Origin of the sequence: Nocardia sp. GP40 (assembly GCF_050434125.1) — a bacterium.
Classification (GTDB): domain Bacteria; phylum Actinomycetota; class Actinomycetes; order Mycobacteriales; family Mycobacteriaceae; genus Nocardia; species Nocardia albiluteola.
The window spans coordinates 225,390-240,135 of sequence record NZ_JBNPVW010000007.1 but is presented as its reverse complement, the minus strand read 5'-3'; the positions used below and the strand labels follow the sequence as shown (position 1 = coordinate 240,135).

The following is a 14,746-nucleotide window of genomic DNA, read 5'->3' as shown; positions in this document are numbered from 1 at the left end:
GAATTGAAAGCGGTCACCGAAGATGGGTAGGTACACCGATCTGCTCGGTGATCCACGAGGCTGCCAGAGCCGTCCAGGCGGCAGTGTCGCCAGCACCCTCGGCAAGGCCGAGGCTGTGGGGCCCATGTGCGAATACATGGGCTGTGTGCGGCACCTGGTGCGCGGCCAGCGCGGCGGCCAGGCGGTAGGTGTGCTCGGGCGGAACATAGGCGTCCTCCGCGGTGTGCCAGAGGAAGAAGGGCGGGGCGGATGCCGTGACCATTTTGTCGAGTGAAGTCGCGCGACGCAGCTCCGGTGACGGATGCTCGCCGAGCAGTATCAGCTGTGAAGGTTTGTAGGTCTCGGTTTCCATCGAGGTGATTGGGTAGCCGAGAACAGCGAATTCTACCGACTGGCGGATGTCGGTGGTCGGAGTGAGCGCAGCGAGCCCGGCAAGATGCCCGCCGGCCGAGAAACCGATGACACCGATCCGACTCGCGCCCGCAGCGCGACGGCGCTGGATCTCGTCTTGCAGCGCCAGTAAGGGCCCTGGATGCCGTGTATTGAGCGGGTAACGGAAGACGCTTGCCGACACACCGAAGGTAGCGAGCCAGTCGACGATCGGCTCGGCCTCATGTGCAGCGTGCAAGCTGTATCCGCCACCCGGTAGCACAATCACATGCGACGACCCGGCACCCGACTCGCGGCTATGGTGCGACGGTCTGGTCTCGAACCTGGCGTTCACGGCCACCTCCTCCTGGACTCACGGCACCGCCGGCTTTGCCCCGCGCTGCTGCCTTCAGATCACCATCGCACGGAGTTCCGATCGAGCGCGGATCGATTCCGCTGCGATCGATGAGGGAGGTCAATGCGTGTGCGTGCAGATCCACGGGGTGAACACCGGCGAGTGCACCGTTGGATTTTCCTTTGCCGATCGATGTGCGGACAGCGTCGATGATGACTGCATCCATGCCTGACTCCTGAAAGGGTTCGCGTAATTGATTTATATTGCAGCGCAGGGACTTTCGGACAAGGAGCGCCGCTCATCCGCTGCCGCCGCGGGAATGTTGGGCGTCAGGCCCGGCCGGCTGCGATCTCCGCGAGTTGGGCGCGCGCCTCCGCCACCAACTCCTCGTCCCGGTCCAGCGCACCGGCGTTTTCGACCGCGTACACATCGATCATGGGCATGGCGGCTCCTCCTCGATCGAATTCTCGCGGGTGCGGTGCACGAGGAGGCCGGCACCGGGCGGCTACCCGGAAAGACCGTCCTGGTCGCTACCTGATCACGCCGCACACTCCACCACCCCGAACCCGGAGCCCCGGTCGGATTCACGCCCGTCGATCACCGCGCGAATATCGGCGTGTGCAGCCGCTCGTGCGCCGTCGGCGGTGGTTCGACGGTGTTGTGCTCCAATGCCGGCTGTTCGCTGGTATTCGCCTGGCTTTCGGTCGATGGCCTTGCAGGCGAGTGGACGATCTCGATTCGGTGCAGGTTCATGGCTGTGTTGCGGAGGGTGGCCATGACCTGGGGGGCGTGGCCGGCGGCGACGGTGGAGCGGTCTTCGTCGAGCTGGGCCAGGACCGGTCGGGTGCGGTGAGCGAACATCGACACCAGCGACGCTGCCGCCCGGCCACGGCGAGCACCACGCAGGGTCTTGCCGTCCAGCGACACCACCACCGAACCCACGGTATCGGGAACCGCGGCAGCGAGCCCGGTGAAATACGCGTCCAGCCGTCGGTCCAGATCCGCGGCATCCAGGCCCGACAACACCCGCCGGAACGTCTTCTCGCTGGGACAGCGGTGCCGAATCCCCAACCGGGCCAGCGTATCCGGTGACGCAGTCCGAGCTCAGGTCGCGAACCCAGCCGCGCATACCCGCCGCGACGGCCAGGATCGCGACCGTTGAGGGATCGGCCGGTCTGGATTCCGGGGTGCCCACTGGGTCCTGGTCGGCGGGCTGAGCCCGGATCCAGCCTCAGGTCGCCAAACCCGTATACGCAGGCGAATCCGAATTCTGGCGCACCGAGCATGCCCCGTCCGCAGTCATCGAGCCTTCCAATGGACGCCGTCACCCATCAGCTCGACGGCCTGCTGCTGGGAGACGTCGCTGCCTTGCCATTGCAGCGTGCCGGGCTCATTCTCGGCCTTCTTGGAGTAGTTCTGCCAGCTGGTGATCACATCCTCGAATGGTGGGGTCTTCCATTGCCGGTCGTTGGCGGGACCCCATTCGAATCCTGAGGCGAGGCGGACCTGCTGCGATATCCCCACTTCCCAGTTGCCGCGCAACTTCCGGCAGAACGACCCGAACCGTGCCATTTCCGAGGTCGTGCGGGCCAGGAGGTGGAAGGCCGTCGTCACATTGTCGATATTGGTGACGTCGTACCCGAGAATTGTGTTTTTCAGGTATCTGTGGAGCACATCGAGGTTCTTGAAGAAGTCGTACCGCGACAGCCGCGGTCCGCTGGCGGCCCGGTTGTATTCCGACGGGATATAGGCAGGCTCTCGACCCATGTAAGAGTCAGCCGGGCATGGCAGCAGGCTCAGCCGTTCCCGTGTCCAATTCTCTCTTTCCTCACTCGACCAGGCCGCCACAAAAGACCAACCCCTGCGGCTGATGGTCCAGCCGCGCAGATAGAGATTCCTGGTCTCGAAACACAATCGAATGATCCGGGGTTCGTATACATGGGTAACGTTCAGATTGAAGGCAACCCACATGAATTCGCTGCCGGGTGCGTAGTTGTCGAACCCATCACGCAGATGCTGGATCATCATCATGTAGGCATTGGGCCCGAACGCATCTCGCTGGAACACTCCGCGTTTGGGGTCATCGGGACTCCACATCACCATATCCGGTCCCCTCGACTACTGCAGCCGTTCGACGAACGAAACTCGTTGCCAGAGAGGACATTCCGAACCGGAGAGATGTTCCGACTCCCTCTGACGCATCCGAGAACTCAGTGTGCGGGATCGACACGCAGCGGTCAAGGGCAGGGCGACCGGCCCGCTGTGGACCGATGACACATCAGCGCGCGCGGTTTGCTTGACGGACCGCGAAGCATGACGCAAACTGGACGGGGCGCCCACATGCAGGTGTAATGCATTCTCCTGCAAGGTTTTTAACTATTCTCTGGCGGTTACGACTGCACCGGACCGACATCAGCCTTGCCGCATCCTGTCCCGGGAAAGGGCGACGCTACACGTAGGGGAGGGCGACCTGTGGGCAACGACGGTTCGATCGACCTGGACGCGCTCGCGGCCCATCTCACGGGGCTCGGCGACCCACCCGTTCTCGACGGGGCGGATACCGCATTGCCCGACCGATTACGCAGTGCGCTCACCACCTTTTCCGGCCGCACACTGGCGGGTATCGCGGGTTCGGGCCGACCGCAGATCGACCAGGGCCGCACCACTTTGACGCTGGCTCTGACCTGCGTCGCATCGGCCTGGCCCGCCGACGCCAAGGTGGCCACCACCGTACAGTCCGCGAACCTGACGGTGACCCGGTCGGGTGCGGTCACGCTGACGCTCGACGGCCGGTTCGACGGGATCGCGGTCGTGGTCACCCTCGAGGCCACCGATCCCGGCGGGTCTCGAGCAACGGTGCGGCCACCGCACCCCGGCGCATTCACGCTGGATGCGCTCGCAGGCAAGCTGGCCGGGAACGAAATATGGCGCAGCATCGAGACCGGCCTGAAGGATCTGGGTTTGGAACGTGCGCTCGGACTGGTCTCCGGTATCGACTATCACTTCGAGCAGGACTCTTCGGACGGACCGGACAGCGAGGTGGTGACATCCACGGCGGTGGCCACCGCGTGCACGCTCGGCGATCTCGCCCTGGACGTCGAATTGTGGCCGACCGAACGGCGTCTCAGCGGCGGTCTGCACGAGCGTCGGCCGCTCGGCGTCACGCAGCTGCTGAGTTCCTTCGGCCTTCCGGTCATCGATGTACCGACAGCTCTGACCATAACCGAACTCGACTTCGCCGCCGGGCTCGGCGACACCTATCGAATCACGGCGAGCCTCGCCGGTGACTGGTCCATCGGTCATCTCACCCTGCGCGAGTTGTCGGTTTCCGTCTCCTACAACACATTCGAGAAGTTCGTGGTCCGCTTCTCGGGTAGCGCACAGCTCGGATCGGTTCCGGTGGCCGTCAGCGCGGCGAAATCCACCGGCGCGGAGGGTAACTGGAGCTTCGAAGGCGGGATACCGGCCAATGACCAGCTCACGATGGGGGCACTGCTCGCGCACATGGGCCTGACCGGAGCGCCGCAGCCTGTGGAAACCCTGGCGCTGAAAAGTCTTTGGTTCTCCTACCGTACTGGCGGCGGCGACTTCAGTGCCAGCTGCCAGGGCGGACTGGAGATCGCCGAGGGCATCACGGCATCGGTCGGCATCGCCATCACCCGCGACGGGAAAGGTTCCCGATACCAGGGAACGCTGCCGGTAGGCGAGGTCGAGCTGGATCTGCTCTTCGACGCCGAGCGTGGCACGGACGCCTTCGTCGCCGCCTATCGCAATTCCGGCGGCGACGCAATTGCGTTGCGGGACTGGGTAGCTGCCATATCCACCGAACTGGCGGCGGAGATTCCGGGGAGCCTGCGCATCGGGTTGACCGACGCCAAAATCATCCGGGTCAAACCGGCCGCCGGGCCCGCGGTGTTCGCCATCGGATTCGATCTGTCGGCCGGTATCGATCTCGCCCAGCTGCCGCTCATCGGCGGATTCCTGTCCAGCATGGGCGCTCTCGGTGTCGATAACCTCCAAATCCTTTACAGCACAGGCGCAATCGATGCCACGACCACCGCCGCGCTCGACGCGCTGCTCGCGCGTTTCAAGGTGGTACCCCTGCCGAGTAAGGGCCTGGCCAAAGGCATTGCCGTGCAAGCAGAACTGCGGATCGGCACGAGCACCACACCGGTGGCGCTGGGCCTTCCCGCCGATTCGTCCGGCTCACCGGGTGCCCCGGCATCCGGTACCTCCGAGCCCTCCGCTACCCCTGCTGCGTCCGGGCCGGCCGGTCGGGCGTCCGGGGGCGTCCCGGCGACCGCGAATACGCCGCCTGCCGCATCGAGCGGGCCGGGCGTATGGATATCGGTGCAAAAGCAACTGGGCATCCTGCAGGTGAACCGGATCGGTGTGCTCTACCAGAGCAGTACGCTGAAGTTCGCACTCGATGCCGCGGTCACGCTGGGTCCGCTGCAGCTGACATTCGACGGCCTGGTGGTCGGCTCACGACTGGACAAATTCGCCCCGACCTTCGGGCTGTCCGGGCTGAGCCTGGCCGTCACCACCCCGTCGATCACGATTTCCGGTGGCCTGCTGCATGTTCCGACGCCGCCCGCCGGGGTCGAATTCCAATACGACGGCACCGCCGTCATTGCCGGACAGTCCTTCGCGCTCGGCGCGGTCGGCTCCTATGCGCAGCTGGTCGGCGGAGATCCTTCGCTGTTCATCTTCGCTCAGCTCAATGCCCAGCTGGGCGAGCCGCCGGTGGTGGTCAGTGCGCTGATGGCCGGATTCGGATACAACCGCGCACTGGTCGTGCCCAGCGCGCGCGAGGTCCCGAATTTCCCGCTGCTCGCACTCAACGGCCCGGACCGCAAACCCACCGAGGTTCTGGACGTGCTCGAAGGCCGTCTTCCGGCCTCGCCGGAAATGCCTGCGCGACAATGGATTCCACCGGACAAAGGCAGTTACTGGCTGGCTGCGGGGGTAGAGCTGACCCTGTTCGAGCTCGTGAAAACCAAACTGGTGCTCATCGCCGAATTCGGCCACGAATTCATTATCGCCCTCCTGGGCACCGCGACCCTGCAACTTCCGCAGGCCGGGCAATCGCCGCGCACGTACGTCTATGCCGAGCTGGGACTACAGGCGTCCCTGCGTCCCGCCCAGGGCACCCTGATCGCGCAGGCCCAATTGTCCGACGCCTCCTATGTGCTGGTGAAGGATTGCCATCTGACCGGCGGATTCGCCGCGGCGGTGTGGTTCGGGCCCAACCCGAACGCCGGACAGTTCGTGATCACGCTCGGCGGCTATCACCCCGGATTCAACCGCCCGTCCTACTACCCCGTGGTACCCCGGCTGGGTATCAGATGGATCCCCAGTACCGCGGTGTCGATAATCGGCGGGGCTTATCTGGCCGTCACACCGTCGTGTGCCATGGCGGGAACCGGGATCGATGTCCTGTTCCACGAGGGTCCGATCCGGGCCTGGTTCACCTCACACGCCGATCTCCTGGTGGCCTGGAACCCGTTCCACTTCACCGCCACGATCGCGATATCCGTCGGCGCCTCGGTGCGCATCGACACCTGGTTGTTCCACGGGGAGGTCGGCGTCTCGGTCGGGGCCCGGCTCGCCCTGTGGGGGCCGCCGACCGGCGGTTCGGTGAGCGTCCACCTGCTCGTGTACACCGTCACCATCGGCTTCGGCGCCGACCCCGACCGAGGCCGCACCGCTCCGCTGACCTGGGTGCAGTTGGCCGGCATGCTGCCCGAGCGCGCGAAAATCCTGGGCCTCACCCCGGTAAGCGGTCTGGACGGCACAGTGCCGGACACCGGCTCGGGTGAGCGCAGCAGCAATGGACAGCGGTGGCTGATGCGCGCCCGCGACCTGCGTTTCACCACCGGATCCGCGATTCCCGCCAGCCGGTTGCAGATGGGCGGCGAATCCGTGGAAACCGGTGCCGATATCGACGTGCGGCCCATGAACCTGACCGGCGTGACCGGAGTGCACCAATTGACCGTGCGGTATCAGGGTCGGCCCGTCGAGGGGTGGACCGTCACCGCGCGCAGGCAGCATCTGGCAGCGTCACTGTGGGGCGCGCCGCCGGTCCCGTTCAGCCATCAGCCCGCGCGACCGAGCGCCGACCTCGTCGCGAATCTGCTGTTCGGATGCGCGGTGCAGGCACCCCGGCCGGTGCTGGCCGGCTCACGCGGGGTGTTCCCGCTGAGCGAGTACGACGGCGAGGAGATCCCACCCGGGCTTTCGCCATTACCACCGGACCCCGCGGTAGACAGTGACCACCTCTTCGCACCCGATCCGGCCGCCCTGCAATTGCTCGGCGAGATCGACAGCGATCAGGTACGAGGCCGCCGCGATCAGGTGTTCGCGGCGCTCGCCGATGCCGAACTGTGCACCGGCTCCAACGACCGCCTGACGGGATTGGCATCCGGCGCGGGTCACCTCTACAGCCAGGCGCCGATGATCCGGAAAGCGGGTGCCCCCCAATGAATTCGAGCCCTGCCCATCCCGCACGGGACTCCCTCCCGATCGGCGATATCGAACTGCACGACAACTATCTCCCCGGCGTGCCGGCGGGTGACTACACCGCCGAGGTCACACACGACCTGCGGGCGGGTCCGGGTGGGTCGTCGATCATTGCGGATGGGGCGTTGCGGACCGTGCAGCGGTTCACCGTCCGCGCCCCGCAGGTGGCGATCGACACCGGCGCGATAGTCGCCGCCCAGCCTGCGGACGGCAGCATCGGGCGATTCGCGGAAGTCCTGCCGCATGTGGTGCTCGGTGACCCCATGCTGCCGTGGGAGCGCGCTATGGGCGCCGCACCCGGCACGCCGTGGCTGGCGCTGCTGGTGCTGACCCACGACCAGCTCGTCGGCGACTCTCAGGATCCCACTCGGGCGCTGTCGGCGACCGTGCAGGACTTCACGGCCCCCGACCCGGCAGTGCTCAAACCCGCTCTGGTGCCGGAGTCCGATATCGAGCCGAGCGCACCGTGCCGCTACATCCAGGTCACGACCGAGGCGTTCCGCGCGGTCGCACCCAGACTGGACGAGGCGCGCTGGTTCACGCACTGTCGCGGCGCCAACACCGGTGACCGGCCTATTCTGGGTATCGAGGAGGACGGACTGTTCTCCGTGGTCGTCTCGGGCCGTTTCCCGGCCGTCGGCCCGCCGGGATCCGCCGACGCCGTCGAGAACATCGCACACCTGGTCTCGCTGGAAGGCCACGAGCAGATCCTGACCGAGAACCCCGACTTCGGCGGTCATACGTCGGTCGCGCTGCTATCGCTGTACAGCTGGACGTTCCGGTGTCGGGCGGACCGGAAGATCGACTTCCGCGAACTCGCCGAGGGGCTGGCCCACGACCCGCACACGGGCAATCCCCTTGCACGCGAACAGATGTGGTTGCGGCTGCCCAATCCCTACCCGAACGCCGATATCGCCGACGCGCGAGGTCAGGTGGCGCGGCGGATCGACGATGGTTATGTCGCACTGCCATACGTGACCCGATCCGGGGAGAACACCTACGGCTGGTATCGCGGCCCCTGCACCCCGGTCGTGTCCGAAACGACCCCGCTGACGGCCACCGCCACCACTGCGGACGCACTCATCGGCTACGACCCGGTCTGGGGAAGTTTCGACCTGTCACGGGCGACCGCATTCGAGACCGGCCGAGCGCTCGCCATCGCCGATTCGGCATTCGCCCAGCAGCTGATGAGCTTCAAGCATGCGGCACGGGCGCTGGTGGACACACTCCACCATCAGGAGATCAGCACCCACCTCCCGGACCCGGATGATGGCGTGCCGAAGGCCACGACCGCGCGCGCGGCGTTCGGCGCGATGCTCGACGGCCCGCTGCTGACCGTGCTGGGCGGGCCGCCACCGGTCCCGACCCGGCCGTGGTCACCACCCACGCCCGATGCCGTGGCGAGCGACCCCGCAGCGGCTCTGGCGGATTTTCTCGACTCCCCCGGCACGAGGGCTGCGCTGGATCGAGCGCTGAGCACGGACCCGCTCGCCGGCGAACTCGAACCGATCGCGGCCTGGCTCGCGCAACGGATACTGCTGCAAGGCATTCCGTTCATCCACCTGGTTCCCGACGAGCGGATGCTGCCGCCGGAATCGCTGCGCTTCTTCCATATCGATCACATGTGGCTGGACGCATTGGTTTCGGGTGCGCTGAGCGTCGGTGCGCAGTCCAGCCGCGACACCATGCAGGACCGAATCATCAGCGCCGCAGTTCGTTCCGTGGCGGCCATGCAGGCGAACACCCATCGCGACACGCTACGGGGTGGGGGCGACTCACCGGCGACGAACGAAGGAACAGGAGCGGCACGACAGATCTCGGGCATTCTGCTGCGGTCGGCAATCGTCTCCGGGTGGCCGAATCTCGCTGTGCAAGGCTATGATTCGGCCGGCGGCAGGCTGCGGATACTGCGGCTGGATCACATGTCACCCTCGGTGCTGCTGTGCCTGTACGACGGCATACCGCAGGCGGTCGAGCTGGCCGAACCGCAGGAAGGGTTCCGGTTCGGCGTCGACGACGAGGGCCTCATCCCGCTGCGCAACCTGCGGCCGAGCGACTCCGGTCCGGCGCTGGGCGCGCCGTTCGATCCCGAGATCGCCTTTCCGGTGCTGGATCATCTGCGCGGCGACTGCCGTGTGCTGGCGCCGGGTTCGCTGGTAACCGCCATCGGCGGGGCCCTCGATACCGCACACGGGACCGCGGTCGGCCCGCTCACCCCGGCCGATCTGGCATTGCAGCTGGTCCGGGTTCCCGAGAAGATCCGCTTCGTCGGACCCACCGATCCACCGAAAGGCCGGTGACCGTGCATCCCACCCTCGTCGTCCCGATCGCGCTCGATGCCCTGATGATCACCCCGGCTGTCAAGGGCGAGAACACCTTTCGCATCTGGCCGCGGACCTACCGAGCGTTGGAGGACTATGCCGGTCTCGACCCCGACGTCGGCGACCGGCAGCTCGAGGATTCGCAATTCACCGCTGCGGGAGTCCATTTGCACTGGACGCTGCCGCGTGGGCTCCGCCACGGTACGCAGGACCCGCGCACCGGGAGGCTGCGGTACCCGCTGGTCCCCAACCGCTGGCTGCTCACCCGATTCAGCGGAACCACCGACCGGCGGATGAAGGCGTGGGTGATCGAAAGCGACTGCCCGCACAGCACATACGCTCGCAAGCAGGGCCACGACGCCGCGCACTCCAGCGACTTCCTGGTCGGCCAGGACACTCTCGACAGCTGGCATGCCAGCGCCGACCCGTACCGCAATCAGGTCAAACCGCGCAAGCCGGAGCCGGGGTTCTATCAGCTGCCGCTCGGACTTGCCTTCCCCGCCGACACACCCGGAGCATGGTCCGAACGCGCCGCTGCCGATCGACTGTTCCTGACCGCCCTCGGCCCCGGAGATCCGTACTTCCCGACCTACGTTCCGCACAACAGCAATGTGTTCTCCTTCGTCGACGAGGTCACCGACCTCGGTACAACCACCCTCGGCTATCACCTGCTCGGCTGGTATTCCAACCCCGACGCCGACCTGCTGGCCCCGTCGGCGGACACCTCCTACGCCGACCTGCTCACCCACCTGAACTGGCGGGATCCGCGCCTCACCGGTGACCCCGGCCACGACGCCGCGGTCGAACCCGCCACCCGCAGCCTCTATTGCGGCCACGTGCTGTCGGTGGCTTGGGAGCCCGACGCCACGACCGCACCGTCCGACGACCCGCTGCGCCGCATTCGCGACGAGGGCAGGATCGACGTCGCGCTCGCCAACTCCACCGAGGACGCCTTCGCGGCACTGGCCGGTCGCGCGCAGGACAACGCTGGTCGCGCACCCAGCGCCGGTGATATGCAGGTGCTGCGGGCGTTCCTGCACGGCCTGCTGCCCCTGGCCGATGAGAAGGGCGGCGACGCACGAATTCGACGCCGCATTCACGCCGGATGGTTCGCGGCGTCCGCGGGCAGCCACCGCTGGACCGTGACGCCGCCGCCCACCACGGACGAAACACCACCGGCCTTCGCCGCGCCGGCATGGCTGGACACCCTCAACGACGATCAACATCACCTGGACGCGCAGCTGAGCGAATTGTCCGCGCTGCAATGGCAATTGAACGCGCTGTGGCTCAAGAACGGCATCTACGCCAACCTCCTCGTCCCACCCGGCGATGCACCCGATCCACAGCAGATGCAGGACCATCTCGACCCCGGTCTCGACGGCTCGCTGGCCCAGCGGGTGCAGCGCCGGACCTCCGCTGTCCGGGACCTGGTGGCCAAGGTGCCCCAGCCCGATCCGGGCGGCTCACCCGCCGACGCACAGGAAGCATTGCGGTCCGCGATCGATGCCTTCGCCGCGGACCGGGGCCTGCCGCCGGGCGCCATGCTCACCGCAGTACCTCGAAATTCCTTCTGGCAGAGCAATAATCCGGCAGTCACCGTGTCGGGCGTGCTGCCTCCCCCGGACACCGCCGACACCGATCAGCCGCTGTCGGTGCGGCTGGTCATCGCGGGCACCTCCGGCCTGATCGCCGCCGTCATGATCGACGGCACGCCGATCACCGTCACCCCCGGTAACCCACCGATGCCCGAAATCCCTTCGAGCCCTTCGTTTCCCGATCTGCTGGAGGCATTGCTCGGCGAATTCTTCCTGCTCGATCCGGGTAGCGCCGCCGCCCTGGCCGCTGCCACGGGCCTGCCCGCCGACAAGGTGACCGCGACCCTCACCGCGCACCGGCCCGGCGACTACACGGGGACTCTGCCCGCGCTGGGCCCGACGCTGTGGAGTCAGCCCTGGCAGCCGGTGTTCATGGAATGGAAGGTGGCCTATCTCCCCATCCCCTACAGCGTCGGCGATCAGCGCTGCTGGAGTTTCGACGGCACCGACTACCGCTTCACTCCCGGCACCGCCCGATTGCAGCACTCCCTGGACGATATCGTCGAGGTCGGCGGGATCACGGGGCTCGGCCCGCACCCCCGGTCCCTGTTCGCCGCCCGCCTGGAGAAGTACGTGGCCGACCACGGCACCGCCGATCAGGCCGCCCGACTGGACGAATGGCTGGGCAATATCGGCGAGTGGAGTTTCCTGTCCCAGGAACTGAGCGGGTTCAACGAACTCCTCGCCGCACGCACCGGCCGCGCCTCGCGCCGCCCGACGCCGAACGACGAGGACTTCCCGCATATTGCGCGGCTTGCCGGATATTCGGATGCCGCAACCGCGGACGACCTGCCCGCTCGCTACCTCGACCGGGTCCGCAGCGTCCCGTATCTGCCCGCCGGAAGCGACGCGCAGTTCCAGGAGTTCCGGCAGGGGCAGATCTATCTGTCGCAGCTGTTCCTGTACGACAAGTTCGGGCGGATTCTCGATGTCGTCAACGCCAGTACGGAATACGGTGGGCTGCACGATTATCAGAACTTTCCGCTGGTCGTCGACAACGCCTTCACGACCGCGACATCGCTCGCTCCCAAGGTCGCGGCCGTGGCCCAATTGCCGCCGCGTCCACTGCAACCGGCGCGGCTGGACTTCGATCTTCTCGACGGCATGACCGCCCGCCGCATCGTCGGCACCGCGGCCGAGGCCAGCCCGATCGGCGGGTGGCTGCTGCCCAGCCATCTCGACCACAGCCTATTGCTCTACGACCCGACCGGCACTCTGCTGGGCACCTACCGGCTGGTCAGCACCCGTGACGGGCAGATCGGGCGGTGGGACCCGCCGCCTGAGGGCGCCATCACCGGCCTCGACCAGGTCGCGGCGCGGGCACCCGTCGTGGCCGGGCTGCTCGGCTCGGCTCAGCTCGCATCCCCCGCCAACTTCACGGCCTTCCTCGATGCGATCGACTCCACCCTGTGGACCACCGACCCGCTCGGTGCCCGCGCCGACAAGAACCTGTCGGTGCTGATCGGACGGCCGCTGGCGCTCGTCCCCGCACAACTGCGGCTGTCCCTGGACGGTCCCCCACTGTTCGACACCGGCTGGGCGGCGACGCTCGAACCGCCGCAGCCGCAGTTCACCACCCACGAGTTCGCGGTCCGGCTGGGTGATCGGGATGCCCGCGACGACGGCCTCGTCGGGTATTTCACGGGCAAGGACGGTGTATACCGATACGACCGGTTCCACAGTGTCACCGAACCCGACGATCAACAGGACTTCCTCACCCAGATCGGCCCACTCGGCCCTCGCGATACCCCGTCGGACGCCAGCTATCTCCAACTGACCTTCGCAGATCCGGCGCCGACCGAGGTGCTGCTGCTGATGGACCCGTATGCGGCCGTGCACGCCGTCACCGGCATCACACCCACCACCGAGGTCTCTGTCCCCGCCGCCCACCGCGACACCCCGCTCGCCCATATCGAGGCCCTTTTCCGTTTCGGTCCCATCCTCACCACCTGCCACGACCCGGACACCGGCGGCGGATCCATCGCCTTTCCGCAGCCCGCCGATAAGCAAGGCAGCTGGACCTGGTTGCGTCCCGCACTCGCGAATACCGCGTGGACCCCGTTCGCGCTGACACCGGCAGCACCGAACGCCCAGTTCCCGGACGACCCCTCGACACTCCAGGACGGCCTGCTCCGGTTCACCACCGATCTGGAAGAAACCCCGACCCCACCCGAGAGGAAGGCCCAACCATGACCGATCAGCCCCTGTTGAGTTTCCAGCCCTCGACCAGCCCCTCGCCACTGCAAGCGGGGACGGGGGACGCCCCCGCGCAGGCCCGTATCACCATCGCCGTCTCTCCCCTCAGCACACCGGTCTACTGCTCACAGATCCAGATCGCAGTTCCCTCCGAGCCGACAGACGGCAGTCCCTATTTCGTCAGCAAGCCGACGTGCTCGGTCACCCCTGCAGGCAAATGGAGCGTCCCCTTCTCCGCCGCGGTTGAGGAATTGGAGGCCGCCGGCGCCGGTCCCAAGCCGCCCTATCAGTTCACCCTCACGAACAATGCCTCGGATGACGATGACGATACCGACCTGCTGGATTATCCGATGAGCATCGTTCTCACCGGCTCCCTCGGTACCGATATCGGCACGCTCACCTGTACCATGGGCGAGAAATCGACCGTCGACAATGATAAGAACCACAAGCTCAAGACGAGCACTGTGCCCATCAAAGTCGAGGCACAGCAATTCTATCTGCGCAACTTCATGACGCACAGCCCCAGTAAAAATACTGTTCCGCAAACCCGATTCGCCGCCGGGGACTCCGTCGAATTCGCCTGGGAAAGCAACGGCACCTCGTTCACCCTGTACGACGGCGACGGCAGCGTCCTCTATCAGGGCACGAATACGCATGTCACCCTCCCCGAGAAGGGCATTGCCGAACACCAATTCGCCCTCACCAGCGACACCACATTCGTGCTCGTCGCCGAATACACCGCGGCGGGTTTCGAACCCACCTACCTGAATGCCCTGGTACCCGTCACCGTCACCAACCCGACCCTGGAAGCACTCACTGTCACAGGGCTGCTCACCGCTGGACAGGGAGAGGTCACCGGCATATTGAACGTTAAAACGGACATGACCGTCGGCGACGGTCTCACCGTCAATGGGACCTTGTACGCCTATCAAAGTGCATACATCAACGGCGCTCTCTTCGCCAATTCAGGCATTTCGTCGAATCTGGGCGCGGTCGAGATACGCGGCGGGCTCACAGTTGATGGTCAGGGCGTAGTCCGCCTCAACGATCCCGTCAGCATCAGGGGCGGAGGGGACGCCAGCCAGTACCTGTGGGTGTCTGCACGCGACGACCCGAACCAGGACAACCACTCGGTATTCGTCTGGCACAGCGACGGCAAGCCGTACCCGAGCACCTGGAAGATCGGACCCGATTACTGACATCGAGCCCTGACCGCTTTCTGCCGGGAGTGTCATCGCTGCTGGGCCGCCGCCGGCCCGAAACGGCACCGGCTGACGCGCGAGACCACCACAATCGAACGCTGGAATGCCGTGCACGAGGTGCTCGGCTCCGGTGCCGGCTGCTGGACTGCTCCCGCCGCCTGGGACGCGCGATGAGCGAGCGGCTGT

Annotated in this window: 7 protein-coding genes and 1 pseudogene; 4 read left to right on the top strand and 4 right to left on the bottom strand. The window is 66.4% G+C overall.

What is annotated here, in order from left to right:
• Positions 1-13: 13 nt before the first annotated feature.
• From ABH933_RS22810 to ABH933_RS22795, 4 genes and pseudogenes are all read right to left on the bottom strand, one after another.
• On the bottom strand, positions 14-724 hold the full coding sequence (locus ABH933_RS22810; protein ID WP_429419917.1) for an alpha/beta hydrolase: 711 nt from the start codon (positions 722-724) through the stop codon (positions 14-16).
• A gap of 28 nt (positions 725-752) precedes the next feature.
• Positions 753-950: pseudogene (locus tag ABH933_RS22805) on the bottom strand (steroid 3-ketoacyl-CoA thiolase); the annotation flags it as partial.
• A gap of 371 nt (positions 951-1,321) precedes the next feature.
• Positions 1,322-1,795, bottom strand: coding sequence for a hypothetical protein (locus tag ABH933_RS22800; protein ID WP_429419919.1), 474 nt, complete (start codon positions 1,793-1,795; stop codon positions 1,322-1,324).
• 228 nt (positions 1,796-2,023) lie between these two features.
• Positions 2,024-2,827: a hypothetical protein gene (locus ABH933_RS22795; RefSeq protein ID WP_429419921.1), complete on the bottom strand. Its 804-nt coding sequence runs from the start codon at positions 2,825-2,827 to the stop codon at positions 2,024-2,026.
• Between the two features lie 369 nt (positions 2,828-3,196).
• Between ABH933_RS22795 and ABH933_RS22790 the strand changes: the two genes are divergently transcribed.
• Genes ABH933_RS22790 through ABH933_RS22775 form a run of 4 tightly spaced genes read left to right on the top strand, consistent with a single transcriptional unit; the run spans position 3,197 to position 14,557 of the window.
• Positions 3,197-7,210 (top strand): DUF6603 domain-containing protein, encoded by a 4,014-nt coding sequence (locus tag ABH933_RS22790; RefSeq protein WP_429419923.1) that lies wholly within the window; start codon positions 3,197-3,199, stop codon positions 7,208-7,210.
• A complete protein-coding gene (locus ABH933_RS22785) occupies positions 7,207-9,546 on the top strand; it encodes a hypothetical protein (RefSeq protein WP_429419925.1) in 2,340 nt (779 codons plus the stop codon). The genes ABH933_RS22790 and ABH933_RS22785 overlap by 4 nt, the downstream gene beginning before the upstream one ends.
• Positions 9,543-13,355 carry a hypothetical protein gene (locus ABH933_RS22780; protein WP_429419927.1) on the top strand — a complete coding sequence of 1,271 codons (3,813 nt, stop codon included), beginning with the start codon at positions 9,543-9,545 and terminating at the stop codon, positions 13,353-13,355. Before ABH933_RS22785 ends, ABH933_RS22780 begins: the two co-directional genes overlap by 4 nt.
• On the top strand, positions 13,352-14,557 hold the full coding sequence (locus tag ABH933_RS22775) for a hypothetical protein (RefSeq protein ID WP_429419929.1): 1,206 nt from the start codon (positions 13,352-13,354) through the stop codon (positions 14,555-14,557). Before ABH933_RS22780 ends, ABH933_RS22775 begins: the two co-directional genes overlap by 4 nt.
• The last annotated feature ends 189 nt before the right edge of the window (positions 14,558-14,746 follow it).

Coding starts and splice junctions, on each gene's coding strand:
- ABH933_RS22785 (WP_429419925.1), top strand. CDS start 7,207: ATGAATTCGAGCCCTGCCCATCCCGCACGGGACTCCCTCCCGATCGGC.
- ABH933_RS22775 (WP_429419929.1), top strand. CDS start 13,352: ATGACCGATCAGCCCCTGTTGAGTTTCCAGCCCTCGACCAGCCCCTCG.
- ABH933_RS22795 (WP_429419921.1), bottom strand. CDS start 2,827: ATGGTGATGTGGAGTCCCGATGACCCCAAACGCGGAGTGTTCCAGCGA.